Genomic DNA, 17,800 nt, shown 5'->3' on the forward strand with positions numbered 1-17,800 from the left:
CTGTTGTTTGCCTATAATAGAACGTCAACAATTTTCAAGAGAAAGAGTCTGATCTATCTTTACTTTACCAAGAAATTAAACTTTGTTGAGCCATAATCGGGCTAATTGTGAAGTACTCTTTTCTATTGAACAGTATCGTTGTACGGTGCAGCAAATCACTCAGTTGTTTTACTTTTCTTTATTAACGTAAGCACCCCTTAAGCTGGATTTTTCCACACGATCTTTAATATAAATCTTACAACTTTACTGAAGGAATGAATTAAATTGCCATCTTAACTATCCCAATTTATTTATAACAATGGATAATTTATAGTTTGCATATCTATTTAAGTCTAGCAAAAATTGATCTAATTCTTCATTGGACGGAAATCTAGATTCAAGTATATAACAACCGTCTCCGCTTATTTTGTAGTTATTTATTATGTATCTCTCTTGTGTTTTTATAAATGAAAGATATGGTTGATGATTAGCGCTTTGAGTAATGATCGTAATAAAAGCATATATAAAACCCTAATTTACCTTGAATGAGAACTTTTTTAATATCTTATAATCTTTATCGCATCATTAGATGGTGTCAATTCCGTTAGAGAAAAATCTCCTCGTTGCCGCTCGATTTCTGCATATTGAACAACCTTTTTTTCATAAAGAAAAACTAGTAAATAAATATCATCTCTACTACCGATACCGCTCGGATCTTTAAAATCAACACCAAGCTTTTTGTTTATATCATCTTCCATAGTATAAGGGCGAAATAGTACGGCTCTATCCCAATTAAATTTAGTATAAGTTTTCAAGTTTATCTCACTATTATTCTTATCCTCTACAACCGAATAAATCGATTCCTCTAAATCAGTATTTCGTTGAACATTATTTTGATTGCACCCGACCAAAAATGTAAAGAAAACTATACAAATTAATAATATTCTCTTTTTCATTTAATATCTCTCCCAAATAGTTGTTCAAAAACAAACCTCCCATTTAAAGTAATTTGCCCAAAAGTTAAAGAAGCGACAGATCTGTTTCGCTATCACCCCTTTAGTTGAGTTTTAACTTTTTTTTATAGTAGAAAACAAAACTAATAACCATCACAATGATTGCAGTCCCGCCTATAATATAAACCCCATCCCAGTCATTTGACTTCCCAGTTAATACCCAGACTTGATGTGGAATAAAAACCAATGCTGCAATTGTTGGAATACCGCATAGAAGTAAACTAATATTTTGCTTAATTTCTTGCATAGTTGATTTATTTTTACTCTTTTCAATCAATATCATCTGTCTTAATGAAAGTAATAAAACAAGTATAACAGTAATTAACAATATAAAATTCATTTAAAAGACCTCCTTATAATATTTAATCTACCATAAAAACCCATATCCTTGATAAATTATTCTGTCAGTTAGTTTAAGTGAATAACTTCACAAGGTTGCATATCTTCATACTAAAATCATACCAGAGAATAACGATTTATTGTTCATATTTTCCACATTTATGTAAAACGATATTACGTAGTATCCGTCTAATACGTAAATAAAGACTTTCAAAATTAGTAGAAATGCAATCTTAAATCCCATGTCAGATATGGTAAATTTCAATAGTTGTATAAGATGTCTCATTCGAAAAATTTGTTCCAACCGCTAGTCCAAAATGCTTTTGAATCATTGCTCTCAAAGTTCTTTCCTAAGCAAAAAGGAACGCCAATATGGCGTTCCTTTTCATAAATTATAGATTACCTGTTACAGCCTTCGCTACATCAACTGTACGCTTCGCTTGATGCTTAACTGCACCTTCAACTTCTTCAACCATCTTACCTTCTTGTGTAACTGTTACACTTGTTCCGTATGGATTTCCACCTGCTCCGAAAAGAACTGGATCCGTATAACCAGGTGCTGCTACAATTGCACCCCAGTGGTACATTGTTGTGTAGATTGAAAGAATAGTTGCTTCTTGACCTCCGTGAGGGTTACCAGCTGAAGACATTGCACTTACTACTTTGTTAGCTAACTTCCCTTGTGCCCATAGACCACCTGTCGTGTCAAAGAATTGCTTTAACTGTCCTGGAATGTTCCCGAAACGAGTTGGAGCACTAAAGATAAATGCATCTGCCCATTCAAGATCATCATTCGTTACTACCGGTACATCGGCAGTGGCTTCAGCATGCGCTTTCCATGCTGGGTTAGAATCAATTGCTTCTTGTGGAGCAAGCTCAGGTACTTTAAGAATCTTCACTTCTGCACCAGCTGCCTCAGCACCTTCTTTTGCCCATTTTGCTAACTCATAGTTTGTACCTGTAGAACTATAATAGATTACTGCTAATTTTACATTTGCCATTGTATTTCCTCCTTCAGTTTCCTTGTTTTTGCTTTTAAATAAATCTAAAATTCCCATAAGTATTCCTCGTTTTCTGTACATATGCGACTGATCGTTAACGATCACCCCCTATATAGACTATCTTTCCAAAAAACTCTCTTTGGCATGAAATAGTTCTATAATGAAACATTATGTTGGGTAAAACAGACATCCTTTTCACCCAATTAGAATGGTCACATGTGCAACTTGCTTTTGTCTATTTATCTTTTTAATCTAGATTGATCTTACAACACCTATAATTCCATGTCAAATGTTTCGATATCAAACTATAGTCCTTAATGTTCATAAATCATTTTCTTCGTCATTCCACCGTCAATTGTAATATTCTCACCGTTGATAAAAATATTGTCTTCATTTGTTAAAAATACACAGGCTCGAGCAATATCATCTGGCGTGCCAACTCTATTTGAGAAATGCTGTTCGTGATCAATCTTTCTTAATTCATCCCTTTTACCAGTATGTATCCAGCCAGGACTTAATGCATTCACTTGAATTCCGTCTTCTTGAAGGGACGCTGCAAGTGCATGTGTTAGGGCTACAATCGCTCCTTTTGAAGCGGCATATGCCTCAGAATTCGGCTCCGACATTTCTGCACGTGTTGAAGCAATATTAACAATTGATCCCTTTTTCTTCTTCTTCATTACCTTTGCTGCCTCACGAGATAATAAAAAGACACCTCGTACATTTGTTTGCTGAATATCATCCCATTGCTCTAGCGTTAATTCATATGGTGATCTAAATTGCGACAGCCCTGCATTATTAATAACAATATCGATTTGACCGTAATGCATTTCTGCATACTGAACAATTTCAATAATGTCTTCTTCCTTACGCACATCACATGTTAACCCAATTGCTTCTCCACCATTTTTTAAAATATGAGAAGATGTCTCCTTAGCCTTTTCCCCATCTAGATCTGTAACAATCGTGATATAGCCAATTTCTCCATATTTTTTTGCGACCGCTGCTCCAATTCCTTGTCCTGCTCCTGTTACGATAACAACTCGCTTATCCATTTTACAATCATCCTCTCTTTGTTGTACATTTGTTGTACATCTTAATTTAATCTGCTTATAATAAGGGTAACTGCGACGAGGGGGATTTGTCATGTTAGGCAACTTTGATAAACGGCTCTATCAATTTTTTATTTTATGGTATGGATGTGGCGTAGTCTTGCTTGCATTTGATCTTCTCCCTCCTTTTTTAGAATGGGCGAATACCGTTTTCCTCATACTAGCTGGTTTGCTAGGTGGCGTGTTTTTTATGAGGAATTATGGGACTGTAATAGGGAGTTTTCTAGCAATCTTGATTATCATTTTTACCATTTTTATAGAATGGATTGGTGTGCAGTTTGGTTTGTTCTTTGGTCATTATTATTATAATCCCGATTTTGGTCTAGTTCTTTTCGATGTCCCAGTTACAATCGGGTTTGCATGGTTAATGGTGATTGCAACAACACATGTTATCGCCAAACAAATCACTCATTCCCAAAAAAACGTAACATTTCAATGGTTATCATATAGTCTAATAGGTTCGATCGCTGCAGTAATTATGGATCTAATTCTTGACCCTGTAGCCTTTATTATTAAAGAATATTGGATTTGGAATGGTACTGGGCTATATTACGGTATTCCTTTTTCTAATTTTCTTGGTTGGTTCTTTCTAGCTTTTACCTTACATACTTTTCTCTTCCTTATTCTACACATTTTGAAACGTTGGAAGACTAACCGCGATGAGGGCTGGATGCAACGAATGGTAATCCTTTATCATCTAATTATTTTTATGTTTGTCATTATAGCTGCAACTGGTCAATTATGGTTAGCAATAGCTATTACTCTTTCTCTTGTAGGAGCACTATTTTATCTATATAAGAGATTTAAGGAAGTGACTCCATGATTAAAGCTGAAAAGAACAAATGGTTTAATCATATGTTTCATTTATATACAAAACATTGGCTTTTGAAGAGATCCTTTTACCGGATTCACATACGAGGTTGCCTTCCTACTTCTAAGGAGCCATTGCTTCTAGTTGCCAATCATAGCAACTGGTGGGACGGCCTAATTGCATTTTATTTATCTATGTCTGTGTGTAAACACGATTGTTATGCAATGATGAGTGAAGATGGGTTAATAGCCTTCCCTTTTTTCAAAAAACTTGGGGCTTTCTCAGTAAACCCTGCAAAGCCCAGATCACTTGTTCAGTCAATGACCTATGCAACAGATCTATTACATCAAAACAAAGCGATATGGGTTTTTCCTCAAGGTGAGGAGGAACATCTAGAGAAAAGACCTTTACAATTGCATGACGGAACCTCCTACTTACTAGAGCGTGTGCCTCATGCTCACCTGATCCCAATTACTTTTTACTATACTTTCCTTCACAATCAACGTGCTGAATTATTTATCGATATTGGAAGAGATCTAACACCTACTATGAAAAGCTTCAACAAAAAAGAAAAGACGATAAAATTGGAAAGTCATCTAACCGAACAGCTTAATAGCCAACGCGAAGCAATCATTACTGAATCAACAGAAGATTATCAAGTATTGCTATACGGACAAAAGACAGTTAGTGAATGGTTTTCAGCGATGACTACAAATATACGGAAGGGATAGAACTCTATGCTCACATCGATTTTAGTCACCATGCTCCTTTTCATTCTTACTTGGACAATTTTCAATAATCTTTTTTTAAAGTCATTACCAACCAATACGTATCATACTGATGACCCAACAGTAACCATCCTTGTTCCCCTTCGTAATGAGGAAAGAAATGTCGTCCCACTGTTAACTAACTTCAGTAAATTAACCTATTCACATCTTCGTTTTGTGTTTTTAGACGATGAATCAACAGATCAGACTAACCAACTGCTCCATTCAAACAGTCATTTACTTGACCATAGTAAAATTATCAAAGGAACATCATTGCCAACTAACTGGGTTGGTAAAGTCCATGCATGTTATCAGCTCAGCCAACATGCTGAAAGTGAATACCTGCTCTTTCTCGATGCTGATATTCGTTTACAGCCAGATGCGATTGAACGAAGCATAGACTTGCTGGAATCCGAACAAGCTGGGATGCTCACAGGATTTCCTCGTTTTCCTACAAACACATGGCTCAGTAAGCTGCTCGTTCCACTCCAACATGTCATTATTCTACTGCATTTACCACTTGCGATTGCCAATAAAACGACACGACCAGCTTTTAGTGCTGCACATGGTGCCTTTATGCTTTTTAAAAAGGAAGCCTACGAGAAGATTGGTGGTCATCTTGCTGTGAAAGACTCACTTGTTGAAGATATCCATTTGGCCAAAGCAATGAAACGAGCAGACGAGAAAGTATGTTTAGCAAATATTACCGATGCTGTTTCTTGTTATATGTATGAAACCAACAAAGAAGTCTGGAATGGTTTTGCGAAGAATATATTTCCTGGCTTAGGTCGATCACTAGCTCTAGCAATTGCTGTCTCTATCTTTTACTGCTTCCTATTTATTTTTCCGTTACCTTTAGCCTTAATCGGATTAATGACCGACCATATTACCTGGACTCTTCCACTCTTACTTGTTTGGATCATTCGCTTGTATATTGATTGGAAAACAAAGCAAGATCCTTTTCTTTGGCTACTAATGCCAGTAGCTGCTCTTGCTCTCCTTATCACCTTATCTTATTCCATTTTCATTGGGGTATCTGGTAAAGGCTTTGAATGGAAAGGACGACGTTATCTATGAAAAACATTGCAATTATAGGGGCTGGTTTAGGCGGTCTTGCGTCGGCCATTTTGCTTGCCTACGAAGGCTTCAATGTAGAAGTATACGAGAAAAATCAACATGTAGGTGGTAAGATGATGCGAGTCAATCTTGGTGAAGCCAAATTTGATTTTGGTCCTAACACAATCACAATGCCACATGTATTCCAAAACATTATCGAACGAACTGGAGCAAATCCTGACGACTATTTTCAGTTCATTCAGCTAGATTCTCATACACGTAATCATTTTCCGAATGGAGAATCATTAGATCTGTCTACTGACACTCAATCAATGAAAAAGCAACTCTTACAAATGGACCCATATGCCGCCAAAAACTATGACGCCTATTTAGAAGAAGTTTCTCGTCTATTTAAATTGTCTAATAAATATTTTTTACCTAAGACGTTTACAAGCTGGAAAGACTATCTATCGCCATCACTCGCGGCAGCTCTATTTCGAGTACGACCACTTGAAAGCTTAGATCATTTCCATCGACGCTATTTCAAAAATAATAGTCTCATTCAGATGATGAATCGATATGCAACTTATATCGGATCGTCCCCATATTTAGCACCTGCGACCTTTGCAATGATTTCTTATTTAGAGCTAGTTGAAGGGGTCTATTATGTTAAAGGCGGTAACCCAGCGATTGCTGAAGGTTTTTTCAAGCGAGCAAAGGAACTCGGTGTCACCTTTCATCTTGGATCAGAAATCAATAGTATTGATGTTCAAAACAAGCATGCCAAGACTATCATCAGCAAAGATGGCAAGACAAAAGAAGTCGACCTTGTTATTATGAATGGCGACTTATTACGAAGCTATCCTACCTTAATTAAAAAAGAACATAGAAAGCATTTATCAGACAAACGACTAGATTCCTATGAGCCGTCTATTTCAGCCTTTGTCATTCTAGCTTCTCTAAAGAAAAGACTGCCTGGACTCATTCATCATCAGGTTTTTTTCAGCGAATCATATCAAAATGAATTTAATGATCTATTCAATAAGAAGGTTTATTCCAATGATCCTACTATTTATATTTGTAATTCATCATATACGGATCAATCCATTTCCCCTCAAGGCGATAATTTATTTATTCTCATTAATGCTCCTTCGGGAACAAATACGACTGAAAAAGAACTAAACAATTATAAGAACAGAATTTATCAGCTATTAGCTGATAAAGGCTATGATATTCGTCCATATCTGATAGAAGATCGAATTATTAGCCCACAGAATATCTCAGATCAGTTCTACGCTTACAAAGGAGCACTATACGGACCATCCTCCAATAACCTACGGGATTCATTCCTGCGCCCACCTAATCAATCTCGAGACGTGAATAATCTCTATTTTGTCGGTGGCTCAACCCATCCTGGTGGAGGATCACCAATGGTCACATTAAGCGGGATGAATGTTGCTGATCTTATCGTTCAACGAATAAAAAAGAGACCCAGACAATAGTCATTTAAATAATAGAAAATTCTAATAACGATAGTTGAAGGATCTAAACGCTATATCTGTAATCTAGACCTGTCTCCTTATTTTTTTTCTAGGTTCATGATTCATTTGAGATTAACTACTAAGATTGTAATAGCACTCTGAACTGAAATTCTTCGGTATACTGAAATGCCTTTTGGTCAAGGTGCTCGTTGGATTTTAAGGTGACTGAATAGGTAGAGGTTTTGTGATCAGAATCCAATAAAGAAAACTACCTATACTTGACTACTTCTTTTCATCCAAAAAGTATTTAATACCCCTTGATATTCACTGTGAAGAGAAGAAAAATTCGATCCTACCTATCATCAAAGCGGACGGGATGGGCGGGCCGACTCCTGCAGGATGGAAAGGGCAGGTTGAAATCCACCGGCTCAGCCGGTTAGTTCAACGCCCTCCTGCGGAAAGCGTGCCCCCCATCCCGATAGCGCGATCGAAGCGACTGTTTACGGCCATTCTCCTTAAATACCAATAACCTGTCGTCCGTCTCGCTCATTGCTTAAAGGCCAGTAAAAAAGATGATAATCACACCTTTTTTACTGGCCTCTATTATTACCCTTGCATTTCCATCAATATCACTTCTTTTTCCTCTTTTGACACATAGTTTCTCTCAGTAAACACATCATAATTGTTGCTTCTAACAGAAGTTAGAATCGCACGATATAAGTATGCAGATGCTTTGACTGGCATCCTTGCATCAATGGGATAGAGGTCAATCGTTTTCAACGATAATGTAAATAACTCTTCTGCACGCTCAGCAACGTCTTCCCACACTTTTATAAAAGTAGGTGTAACAACACCCTCCATTAGTTCTTCCTTGGTAAGCCCATGCTTTTTCATAATATCCGCAGGTAAATAGATTCGATTACGTTCTAAATCCTCACCAACATCCCTAAGAATATTTGTTAATTGCATCGCTAATCCTAAGGCGATCCCACCTGCACGAAGCTCTTGATGATTTTGAGGCGCTAAAATGGGTAATAACATTAAACCAACCGTACTTGCAACATGATATGAATAATGCTCAAGCTCTTCCATTGTTTCGTAGCTATGCTTCGTTAAATCCATCCGTTGTCCTCTGATCATGTCTAGAAACGCATCTGTATCCATAGAAAAACGTTTAAATACATCATCTAAAGCAATCCATTTAGAATCATTTAAATCAAACTCACCTGTTAGAAAGCGTTTAAAAGATTGTTCAAATGCTTGTAGCTCCTTTTCCGGAAACTTGCCTTCATCAACGATATCGTCTATTTCACGACAAAAAGCATACACCGCCCACACCGCTCTTCTTTTTAAAGCAGGGAGCAAGCTAAAAGCCTTTGTAAATGTTTTTGAATGTTTATTTATAACTTTATAACAATCATCATAAGCAACATCCACTCTAGTCATTGCTATCTCCCCTTTACGATGAAGCTAATCGATTTTTTTCATCTTTCAGATAATCTGCTAGTAATTTTGCTCCTTGCATGACAATCGGTATTCCCCCACCCGGATGAACAGAAGCTCCAACCGCGTAGATATTATTATATGAAAATGGCCTCAATTGGGGTCTAAATACCCCCGATTGTGTCAGTGTCGGAGCAATACCGAAGCTTCCACCCTCGTACAATCCTTCTTGTTCTGCATCAGCTGGTGTACGAATCTCCATCCAATCGATCGCTGCCTTAATTCCTTTAAACCCTCTATTTTCTAAAATATCTAGTCGATTATCGACGTATTTATCAATCTTAGTCCAATTAATATTACTACCAGATGGAACCGGAATAAGAACATACATGACAGCTTTTCCATGTGGTGCTAATGAGGAATCGATCTTTGACGGATAAAAAACATACATTGAAGGATCTTTTGGAAGTTGTTTATCAACAAATACATCTTTCATATGCTTGTCAAAGTCATCTGACATGATAAATTGATGGACATCAGCCTCTTCAAATGGGCGACTTAGGCCTAAATACAAAAGTAAGCAAGCAGACGAGGGTGTGTATGATTTGTTTGACTGTTCTTTCGGAACCAGCTTTCTTGCTAATGGAAAATCTCCATTCAATACAAAACGATCGGCTTCTGCTAACTGCCCATCTATCCAAACACCCCTACAACTAGATTGACTTGTTTCAAGCGAGGTTACTTCATGACCTAGCATGATCGTAACACCACGCTCTCTTAATTTACTCTCTAGCAATGATACAATTGACGCATATCCGCCCTTAACATACCAAATTCCATGATAATGCTCACTGAATGGAACTAGTGAATACATCGCTGGAGACCGAAAAGGTGAACCGCCTATATATAAGGTTTGAAATGAAAAAGCCTCCTGAAGCCTAGGATGCGAGAAAAATTGCTTCACCTGTTCTCTAACGGTCTGGTAAGCTTTTAATTTCCATAATGTTTTCAATGTACTCGGATTAAAAAAATCATTCTTTCTCACAAAGGAACGATCAAGAAAAGCAGACTTCCCTTGATCAAATCGCCATTTCATTTGATCTAAATATGTCAAAAAACCATTTTCTTGCCCGGGAAATTGTCGAGAGATCTCATTAATTTGTTTTTCAGTGTCGCTCCATTTATAAAAATCCATTCCGTCCGGATAATTTAGTTTATAGAGAGGATCAATTCTGAGCAGTTCAATTTCACTGCGTTTGATCCCTACTTCCTCTAAAATCGTATAAATCATATCAGGGAGCAGAACAATCGTTGGCCCTTTATCAATCCGGTACCCTTGATGTTCAACAAATGCTAACCGACCACCAAGCTGAAAATCTTTTTCATAGATTACTACCTCATCACCTTGTTGCCTTAAATAGAGGGCTGTAATTAAACCTCCAATTCCACCGCCAATTATCGCTGTCTTCATTGAACTAATCTCCCTCGTTTTTGCTGATCTTGATCGATTAATAGATTTGCAGTTATTCGAGCAGATTCAAAAATGGTAGGGAGTCCACTACCTGGATGTGTTCCTCCCCCAACTAACCAGCAATGGTCAAGCTCCTGAAATTTATTATGTGGTCTGAAATACATCATTTGCTTCAAATGATGAGCAAGGTTAAATGTCGCCCCTTTATAAACATAGTGATCTCTTTCCCAGTTAACAGGAGTAATGACTTCATCAAAAATGATGGCTTCTTTTAATCCTTTGAATTCTGTCTTTTTCTCAACTTGTTCATAGATTAAATCTCGAAACTCATCCTTATGCTGCTCCCAATCTACTAAACTGAAATTATTAGGAACTGGGGCAAGTAAATAAATCGATGAATGTCCTTTTGGTGCAAGACTACTGTCAGACACACCTGCATTTTGAATATAGATCGATGGATCTGCTGATAGTGTTTTGGTTTTCGTGATTTCCTCGACGTTTTTTCTGTAATCGTTCGAAAAAACAACTGTATGATGCGGAAGGTCATACGTCCGATCAACTCCAGCATAAACCATGAAAGTTGAACAGGAATAGTCTTTCTTCGTCAGCTTTTCTTTAGAATATTGCTTTAAGTCTTCGTCCACTAATGTTGACATTGCATGAGCGAAATCCGCATTTATAATGACCTCGTCGCAATTAACCTTTTCGCCATTGTTCAGTTCTACACCATAAATCGATTTATTTTTAATTAATAATCTCTTAATTCCGGTTTGGAGATGAATCTTCCCTCCGAATTCCTTTACAACTTGAGCCATAGCTTCTGGAATTTGATTCAATCCTCCCCTTGGATGAAAAATTCCGTATTTATGCTCCATATAAGATAAAATACTAAATGCTCCAGGACATTCCCAAGGAGACATCCCTAGGTATTTAGATTGGAAGGTAAAAGCTAACTTCAGTCTTTCATCAGAAAAAAAAGAACTTAAGACTTGATACACGGACTGATGTAAAGAGAGATGTGGTAGGGCTTTCATTGTTCGCCACCGACCATAATCAAGTAATGAGCTATGTCGATTTTGAAGAATGGGCATTAGGGCATCCATTTTCTTTTCGGTTTCCTTCATAAATCGACTGTAACCTTCTCCATTCCCGGGAAACATCGCTTCGATTAACTTCTTAGTCTCATTTGGATTACGTGAGGGTGAAAATGCAATATCATCAAAGCGTAATTGGTACATTGGATCAATTTCTATTAAATCGAGATAATCGTCCATTTTGCGTCCGACCATAGCAAATAATTCCTCCACAATATGAGGCATGCTCAAAAATGTCGGTCCTCTGTCAAATGTAAAACCATCTTTCTTCAGAGCAGACGTCCTGCCACCAACATAGGCTTGCTTTTCGAATACCTCGACGTCATAGCCTTGGCCAGCAAGTAACATTGCAACTGCCATCCCACCGGGTCCTGCCCCAATTATGAATATTTTCTTTGCCATGATTGCTCTCATCCCTTCACCTACAAAACCTAAACAAAGATTATACAAATAGTATAACTAAATCTAATTTCTTTGCAAATAATCCGCCTCACGCAAAAAAAGTGCTTCAATGATCATCATATAATGACATTGAAACACTAAGGTGGTACTATTTCATCTAGTTAATTATCCTCATCAGAGTCCTGCTGTTCGCCATGAAGAAGAACTTGAACAATCGCATCAGATAATTCATGTGGAGGATAAGGTTTTCTTAAATATTGTGTGATATGATACTTGTCCGATTTTTCTTGGACTTCATCAAGTGCCGAAGAAATAAATACTGGTAATTTCTTTGTCTTTTCATCTTCTCGCAACTCTTTAATAAACATCCATCCATCAATTTCATCTGACAGGATTAAGTCAACAACGACTACATCTAAGTCTTGTTTCTTTAAATAACTCAAGGCTTTATTTGGAGAAAAGAAATGATGGACTTCAAAGCCCTTTGACTTCAGTTCATCCGCTAGCAATACTGCTAAACTCTTATCATCCTCTAGTATTAAAACCTTTTTTGGTTTGACGCCAGATCCATATGGATTGACTAGCTTGACTTCCTCAATCATTGAATCCTTAATTGGAAATTCGATTTCAAACGTTGTACCTTCTCCAACAACCGAACGAACGGAAATGTTTCCATCATGCGCTTCAATAATTTCCTTACAAATTGGTAGACCCAAACCAGTTCCACCAATCTTGCGTCGATCACCATTATCAATTCGATGGAATTTCCTAAATAATTTCGGTATCTCTTCCTCAGGTATTCCTAAACCTTGATCCTGGACCTCAATAACAAGGTTAGCCCCTCGATTATAGCTTATTAATTCAACCGGTCCGCCATCTGGTGAGAATTTAACTGCATTGCTAATTAAGTTTGTAAACAATTGTTCAATTCTTTCAGCATCTGCTAGTAGCTCTGTCGCCACTGCGGAATCCTTAATAACAAATTGATGCAACGGTGCGTTAGGTTCAAAGCGTGTGATGACTTCTGTTAAGATTTCATTTATATTTACTTTTTCACGCTTGTACTCCTGTTGACCTGATTCCATTCGTTGTAAATCGAGAAAATCATTGATTAAATTAGTTAATCTCATTGCTTCCTTATGAATCGTCTCTAAATACTTTCTCTGGCGTTCAGGTTTCAATTCACGATTAAGCATTAATTCTGTGAAACCGAGAACACTAGATAGTGGTGTCCGGAGCTCATGACTAACCGTACTTACCAGATCTGATTTCATTTGATCAACTTCATTTTGTGTAGTAATGTCCCGATGTACAAATATTTTTGCAATCTCAGTTCCATTCTGTTCCAAAGGCTCTGTATACACTTCAAATATTCTCTTATCCGGACTAGTCATATATTGGAACGATTGACGTTTGCCTTTTTCCACTAGCATTTGTTGGAAGAAGGCTCGTAAATCTGCTGCTTCCTCAACCCTTTCCTCAAATAACTTAAACCAATCTTCAAATGCCGAATCCTTTAATACAGCACTATCTACACAAGTAATAATCCGACATAGCTCATCATTAAATTGTAAGAGCTTACCTTCGGATGATACAAGCTGGATTCCTTCATTAACATTGTTCAAAATATCTTGACTTAATTTTGTTTCAAGTAATTTTTGACGATGTAGAAGTGAGCGCTCAATTGCAATCGACGTTTGATGAAGAAGGCCTTTTAATTCATCAATTTCGTCACCCGTAAGTGCTTTACCGACCTTAGTCATTGCAAATAGTGCAATCAGTTCAGCATTCGAGGTGTAAACTGGAATATAGTAATCAAAAGCCATAATCGATTGTTCAGAAATTCCTCTTTCAAAAGGAGATGCTTCTCTCGAGACAATATACTCTCTTTTCTTATCAATTATAAGTTGTTCCAACCCTTGATGGTAATATTCAAAGAATTCTTTCATACGACGGGCGGGTACACCATATGTTTGGTAAGTGTGATCCTCTGTTAGGAAGTAAATAAGTTGACTTGGCTCGTAGAGGTCAGATAAATGGGTGACACTCTCTCTCAAAAGCTCTTCTAAATTAGGTGTAACTGATATCGCACTAATTAAATCATTATATTTTGTTAACACATGCCTTGTTGCTTCGGCATCCTCTAATGACAAGGTTAATTGTTTCTGTTGATACTCTAATTCATCTTGTTGTGATAGTAATTCTTCATTTTGTGCGACTAGCTCTTCTTCCTTTTCTTGTAATGCTTTAATCATACCAGTGAATGCTCGTGTTAGGATTCCTAATTCATCTTTACGATCTGAAGTAGGTGGGATTACGTCCTTTCCTTCTGTAACGAGCACAGATGCTTCTGTTAATTCCTTCAAAGGTCTACCGATATTTCTTAAGAAACCTCTAACTGAAAAGAATAGTGTTGTCACAACAAAAATAATGAATGCGATATTTATCCATACAAAACGATGCATGTCGTTAATATATTGCTGAGTAGCTGAATGCACCTCATCATTTTTCTCATCAACATAATTTGAGAATTTTTCCATAAGGCGGTCTACCGTCACATTCCCACGATTTTTCGCATATTCTGTTAAGCTTTCCCGATCATTATTCTCAACATAGCCAAATGCTTCACTAAGATTTGTTTCATATAAATTTAACTCAACACGGATTTCTGTAATGAAATCAAGATCTTCCTTTGTGAGGGTTAGTGTCGAAAAGGTATCTAGTGAGTTTTTCAAGGAATAAATAGCCTGCTCCGCTTTTCTTCTTTCTTCCTCAGCATCATCAAAAGCATAGTAACCACGAACATGAATAATTGTATCCTTGATATACTGGTCCATATCAAGAACCAGCTCTTGCTTTTCATTTAGGGACTGTATTTCCGTTTCATATTTGTGCTGAATTGAATTGGAATAATAGATAATGAGTCCACCGATAACTAAAATAGCTAATCCGACTAACAGCATTGTGGAGGTCAGTTTACGATTAAGACTTTTTTCAATAAATTGCTTAATCACGAGTCAATTCCTCCACTGTATCTAGCAATTCTAATGGGCTAAATGGCTTTGTTAGAATACTATCAGCCCCGCTATCCAACATTTCTTCCTTATCTTTCGCTTGACTTTTCGCTGTTAACATTAGTACCTTTTGATGTTTAAGCTCAATTCTTTGACGTATTTCTTGTAGAACTTCAATTCCAGTCATTTGAGGCATCATATAATCTAAAATTAATAATTCATATTTATTTTTTTCAAGCAATTGTAATGCCTCTTCACCGTTAGCTGCTTCATCAATTTCATACTCTTCTTCTTCAAGAGTATCTACAATAAGCATTCTAAGTACCTCTTCATCATCTGTTACTAAAATTCGTTTCATTATCTGCTCCTTCTATTCTGTATCTTTTGAAATTCCTTTTCTCGTCATGACCCCCCAGTCTGATCTTTTCCTAATCCCTTGCCAAATTCCTAGTAATCTCCACCAAATATTTATTGGACGATACCAAAAAACCTCTGTGAAAGAATATAGGAATAGACGAACCAAATGACGTTTCTTAGGATAGCGTCGTAAACTCCATTCTTCGAGCAAGACACCACACATTGACAAATAACTTCCATAGAACCAAGTAACCAGAAATAGAGTTAAGGTTACCTCAAAAGAAATAAATTCAAATATGAGACCTGAAATCATGTAAATGTAAGCAAATGCTTCAAATACCGCTCCCATTAGTTCAATTAGGAAGAAGTATGGCATTGAAATAAGTCCAACCTTTTTGTAACGTGGATTTAGCATCATCGTTCGGTGTGTTCTTAACGTTTCAAATAGTCCTCTTTGCCATCTTGTTCGCTGTCTCTTCAGGATAGAAAATGTGTCTGGAGCTTCCGTCCAACAAACAGGATCAGCAATATATTGAATCCGTTCATTCGTTCCTTCTTCTGCGATTAGCTTGTGCAACTTAACAACAAGCTCCATGTCTTCACCGACAGTCCCAGGTTCATATCCTCCTGCTCGAATGACCCAGGATTTGTTAAATATCCCAAAGGCTCCAGAAATAATTAACAAAAGGTTATGTCGACTTAAGCCAATTCGTCCGATTAGAAAGGCTCTTAAGTATTCAATGATTTGCATAACAACTAAAGGACTTTTTGGGAGGTCAACTTCCATTACTTCACCGCGTTCAATCTTACAACCATTTGCGATTCTAATACTTCCACCTGTTGCAATAACTTGTTCGTTCGAATCGATAATTGGCTTCATTACTTTGAGTAACGCATCTCTTTCTAGAATCGAATCTCCGTCTAGGGAACATACATATGGATAACGAGAGACATTGATCCCCGCGTTCAATGCATCAGCCTTGCCCCCATTTATTTTATCGACAATATAAAGGTAATCGAATAGCTTAGAACGATAAATTCTTATAATTTCTTTAGATGGAACTTGTTTTCTAACTACAAGTGGGATTTCAATCATCTGATATGCATCGATCATCTTATTAAGGGTTTTATCTGTTGAGCCATCATTAATAACAATAATCTCAAATTGTTTATAATTCATACTCAGTAGTGATCTGACACTACTTACAATTCCTGCTTCTTCGTTATAAGCAGGAACAAGAATAGAAATCGGCTTTATTTCATCACTTAGAAGTAAATCCTCATAAGGCTCTTTTTTATTAAGATCTCTTTCTCTTCTTAGAATAATCGCTGAAAATAAAAAAAGGATTAAATAAAAAAAAGAAGCTAAGGACATATAGATTATAATGATGTACCCAAGGTAGTCTACAATCATATTCATTGATCACCAACCTCCTGCCCTAACCACTGATAAGCAATATCTCTCGCAAATGCATCTTCATTTTTCTTATATACATGCTCCAACATAAGCAGGCCATCAGGAAAATTGACTAGGGCCTCGGCTGCCGATTGCCTTACCCACCAATTTGAATCCGAAAGAAGTTTAATTAATATTTCTGTAAATCGTTGTTTTCGATGTCTACTAACAATCTTGGCAAATAACATTCTTTCAACCCATTCTCCAGATTCGTGAAAATGGATATAGAATTGATCTTCTGGAAGTTGATCAAAATAAACCAAGGCTTTAAGCCCCCTTACCCTCAATTCCAAAGAAGGTGACTCCAGTAGATTAATGAATATTGGCTGTGCTGAAATCGTTATAGATTCAGTCACGACATCTAACAAAGCAATCTGGACTATTTCAGTAAAATGATCGATCTCCATTAACTGCTCCAGTATTAAATCATCTTTGTAACGCCTGAAGCATTCCTTTAGCAAAAAATCAGGCCACTCTCCGCTAGACGCTGTTAATTTTTTGAGTAATCTTGTATCCTGCAAAGTAGCTAATGTCCGTGCCATCTGATACGTTTCATCCCTTTGAGAATTCTGTTCAGTAAAGGCTGTCCAGATGTCGTCTTTTAGTTCAGCTAATTTAAAATCTTCGATGAAATAAAGTGTATTCATTCGCGTACTCCAAGAACGTGCCTTTAATTTCTGACGATAATTTTCAGCTAACTCCAGGCTAGTTAATACGTTCAGGCGTTCAACGATATCCTCATCTGCTATTAATTGTTTATATTGTCCAACTCGTTCCTCAAGAATTTCAAAAAACAGCTCATCCCTTTTAAAATGGCGGCGAATCCTTGGAATTTCTCCCTTAGCAAAAAGATCAAGCTCTTTATTTAAAACGACCTCAACCCTTTGTTTTTCTTCACTCAATTGTTGCTGTGCCTGCTTTCTAATTAAGAGATAGATTAGAAGTAATATGTTAAGGAGGAGCAGTGATAAGATCAGTACGATAAACAGGCCCATCAAATATCC

Annotated in this window: 15 protein-coding genes and 1 pseudogene; 4 read left to right on the forward strand and 12 right to left on the reverse strand. The window is 37.0% G+C overall.

Features of this window, described 5'->3' with window-relative positions; all coding sequences use genetic code 11:
• Window positions 1–276: 276 nt before the first annotated feature.
• From J7W16_RS08105 to J7W16_RS08125, 5 genes and pseudogenes are all read right to left on the reverse strand, one after another.
• Window positions 277–504: pseudogene (locus tag J7W16_RS08105) on the reverse strand (Lrp/AsnC ligand binding domain-containing protein); the annotation flags it as partial.
• Window positions 505–536: 32 nt separating this feature from the next.
• Window positions 537–935, reverse strand: coding sequence for a hypothetical protein (locus tag J7W16_RS08110; RefSeq protein ID WP_210596800.1), 399 nt, complete (start codon window positions 933–935; stop codon window positions 537–539).
• A 100-nt stretch (window positions 936–1,035) separates the two neighbouring features.
• Complete coding sequence (locus tag J7W16_RS08115; protein WP_210596801.1) at window positions 1,036–1,332, reverse strand: hypothetical protein; 297 nt, start codon at window positions 1,330–1,332, stop codon at window positions 1,036–1,038.
• Window positions 1,333–1,723: 391 nt separating this feature from the next.
• Window positions 1,724–2,332, reverse strand: a complete 609-nt coding sequence (wrbA, locus tag J7W16_RS08120) for an NAD(P)H:quinone oxidoreductase (RefSeq protein WP_210596802.1) — start codon at window positions 2,330–2,332, stop codon at window positions 1,724–1,726.
• A gap of 314 nt (window positions 2,333–2,646) precedes the next feature.
• Window positions 2,647–3,387, reverse strand: a complete 741-nt coding sequence (locus J7W16_RS08125) for an SDR family NAD(P)-dependent oxidoreductase (RefSeq protein WP_210596803.1) — start codon at window positions 3,385–3,387, stop codon at window positions 2,647–2,649.
• A gap of 91 nt (window positions 3,388–3,478) precedes the next feature.
• On the opposite strand from J7W16_RS08125, the gene J7W16_RS08130 reads away from it, so the two are divergent.
• The 4 genes from J7W16_RS08130 to J7W16_RS08145 are packed head-to-tail and all read left to right on the forward strand — an operon-like array spanning window position 3,479 to window position 7,580.
• The gene (locus tag J7W16_RS08130) at window positions 3,479–4,267 is read left to right on the forward strand and encodes a carotenoid biosynthesis protein (RefSeq protein ID WP_210596804.1); all 789 of its coding nucleotides are present in this window, start codon (window positions 3,479–3,481) and stop codon (window positions 4,265–4,267) included.
• Window positions 4,264–4,986, forward strand: a complete 723-nt coding sequence (locus J7W16_RS08135) for a lysophospholipid acyltransferase family protein (protein WP_210596805.1) — start codon at window positions 4,264–4,266, stop codon at window positions 4,984–4,986. The genes J7W16_RS08130 and J7W16_RS08135 overlap by 4 nt, the downstream gene beginning before the upstream one ends.
• A 6-nt stretch (window positions 4,987–4,992) precedes the next feature.
• Window positions 4,993–6,099 carry a glycosyltransferase family 2 protein gene (locus J7W16_RS08140; protein ID WP_210596806.1) on the forward strand — a complete coding sequence of 369 codons (1,107 nt, stop codon included), beginning with the start codon at window positions 4,993–4,995 and terminating at the stop codon, window positions 6,097–6,099.
• Window positions 6,096–7,580, forward strand: a complete 1,485-nt coding sequence (locus tag J7W16_RS08145) for a phytoene desaturase family protein (RefSeq protein WP_210596807.1) — start codon at window positions 6,096–6,098, stop codon at window positions 7,578–7,580. Before J7W16_RS08140 ends, J7W16_RS08145 begins: the two co-directional genes overlap by 4 nt.
• Window positions 7,581–8,165: 585 nt before the next feature.
• Here the strand turns inward: J7W16_RS08145 and J7W16_RS08150 are convergent.
• The 7 genes from J7W16_RS08150 to J7W16_RS08180 form a co-directional block, all read right to left on the reverse strand.
• Complete coding sequence (locus J7W16_RS08150; protein WP_210596808.1) at window positions 8,166–9,005, reverse strand: phytoene/squalene synthase family protein; 840 nt, start codon at window positions 9,003–9,005, stop codon at window positions 8,166–8,168.
• Between the two features lie 13 nt (window positions 9,006–9,018).
• Window positions 9,019–10,473 carry a phytoene desaturase family protein gene (locus tag J7W16_RS08155; RefSeq protein ID WP_210596809.1) on the reverse strand — a complete coding sequence of 485 codons (1,455 nt, stop codon included), beginning with the start codon at window positions 10,471–10,473 and terminating at the stop codon, window positions 9,019–9,021.
• Window positions 10,470–11,969: a phytoene desaturase family protein gene (locus J7W16_RS08160; protein ID WP_210596810.1), complete on the reverse strand. Its 1,500-nt coding sequence runs from the start codon at window positions 11,967–11,969 to the stop codon at window positions 10,470–10,472. Before J7W16_RS08160 ends, J7W16_RS08155 begins: the two co-directional genes overlap by 4 nt.
• A 161-nt stretch (window positions 11,970–12,130) precedes the next feature.
• Window positions 12,131–14,983, reverse strand: coding sequence for an ATP-binding protein (locus J7W16_RS08165; RefSeq protein WP_210596811.1), 2,853 nt, complete (start codon window positions 14,981–14,983; stop codon window positions 12,131–12,133).
• Complete coding sequence (locus tag J7W16_RS08170; RefSeq protein ID WP_210596812.1) at window positions 14,976–15,341, reverse strand: response regulator; 366 nt, start codon at window positions 15,339–15,341, stop codon at window positions 14,976–14,978. The genes J7W16_RS08165 and J7W16_RS08170 overlap by 8 nt, the downstream gene beginning before the upstream one ends.
• Before the next feature lie 12 nt (window positions 15,342–15,353).
• Complete coding sequence (locus tag J7W16_RS08175; protein WP_210596813.1) at window positions 15,354–16,760, reverse strand: glycosyltransferase family 2 protein; 1,407 nt, start codon at window positions 16,758–16,760, stop codon at window positions 15,354–15,356.
• On the reverse strand, window positions 16,757–17,791 hold the full coding sequence (locus tag J7W16_RS08180; protein WP_210596814.1) for a HEAT repeat domain-containing protein: 1,035 nt from the start codon (window positions 17,789–17,791) through the stop codon (window positions 16,757–16,759). The genes J7W16_RS08175 and J7W16_RS08180 overlap by 4 nt, the downstream gene beginning before the upstream one ends.
• Between the last annotated feature and the right edge of the window lie 9 nt (window positions 17,792–17,800).

The sequence above is a fragment of the Halalkalibacter suaedae genome (assembly GCF_017939705.1).
Taxonomy (GTDB): domain Bacteria; phylum Bacillota; class Bacilli; order Bacillales; family Bacillaceae_D; genus Halalkalibacter; species Halalkalibacter suaedae.

Excerpts from the sequence above, each read along its gene's own strand:
- J7W16_RS08110 (WP_210596800.1), bottom strand. The coding sequence starts at position 935 with ATGAAAAAGAGAATATTATTAATTTGTATAGTTTTCTTTACATTTTTG.
- J7W16_RS08115 (WP_210596801.1), bottom strand. The coding sequence starts at position 1,332 with ATGAATTTTATATTGTTAATTACTGTTATACTTGTTTTATTACTTTCA.
- wrbA (WP_210596802.1), bottom strand. The coding sequence starts at position 2,332 with ATGGCAAATGTAAAATTAGCAGTAATCTATTATAGTTCTACAGGTACA.
- J7W16_RS08125 (WP_210596803.1), bottom strand. The coding sequence starts at position 3,387 with ATGGATAAGCGAGTTGTTATCGTAACAGGAGCAGGACAAGGAATTGGA.
- J7W16_RS08130 (WP_210596804.1), top strand. The coding sequence starts at position 3,479 with ATGTTAGGCAACTTTGATAAACGGCTCTATCAATTTTTTATTTTATGG.
- J7W16_RS08135 (WP_210596805.1), top strand. The coding sequence starts at position 4,264 with ATGATTAAAGCTGAAAAGAACAAATGGTTTAATCATATGTTTCATTTA.
- J7W16_RS08140 (WP_210596806.1), top strand. The coding sequence starts at position 4,993 with ATGCTCACATCGATTTTAGTCACCATGCTCCTTTTCATTCTTACTTGG.
- J7W16_RS08145 (WP_210596807.1), top strand. The coding sequence starts at position 6,096 with ATGAAAAACATTGCAATTATAGGGGCTGGTTTAGGCGGTCTTGCGTCG.
- J7W16_RS08150 (WP_210596808.1), bottom strand. The coding sequence starts at position 9,005 with ATGACTAGAGTGGATGTTGCTTATGATGATTGTTATAAAGTTATAAAT.
- J7W16_RS08155 (WP_210596809.1), bottom strand. The coding sequence starts at position 10,473 with ATGAAGACAGCGATAATTGGCGGTGGAATTGGAGGTTTAATTACAGCC.
- J7W16_RS08160 (WP_210596810.1), bottom strand. The coding sequence starts at position 11,969 with ATGGCAAAGAAAATATTCATAATTGGGGCAGGACCCGGTGGGATGGCA.
- J7W16_RS08170 (WP_210596812.1), bottom strand. The coding sequence starts at position 15,341 with ATGAAACGAATTTTAGTAACAGATGATGAAGAGGTACTTAGAATGCTT.
- J7W16_RS08175 (WP_210596813.1), bottom strand. The coding sequence starts at position 16,760 with ATGAATATGATTGTAGACTACCTTGGGTACATCATTATAATCTATATG.
- J7W16_RS08180 (WP_210596814.1), bottom strand. The coding sequence starts at position 17,791 with ATGGGCCTGTTTATCGTACTGATCTTATCACTGCTCCTCCTTAACATA.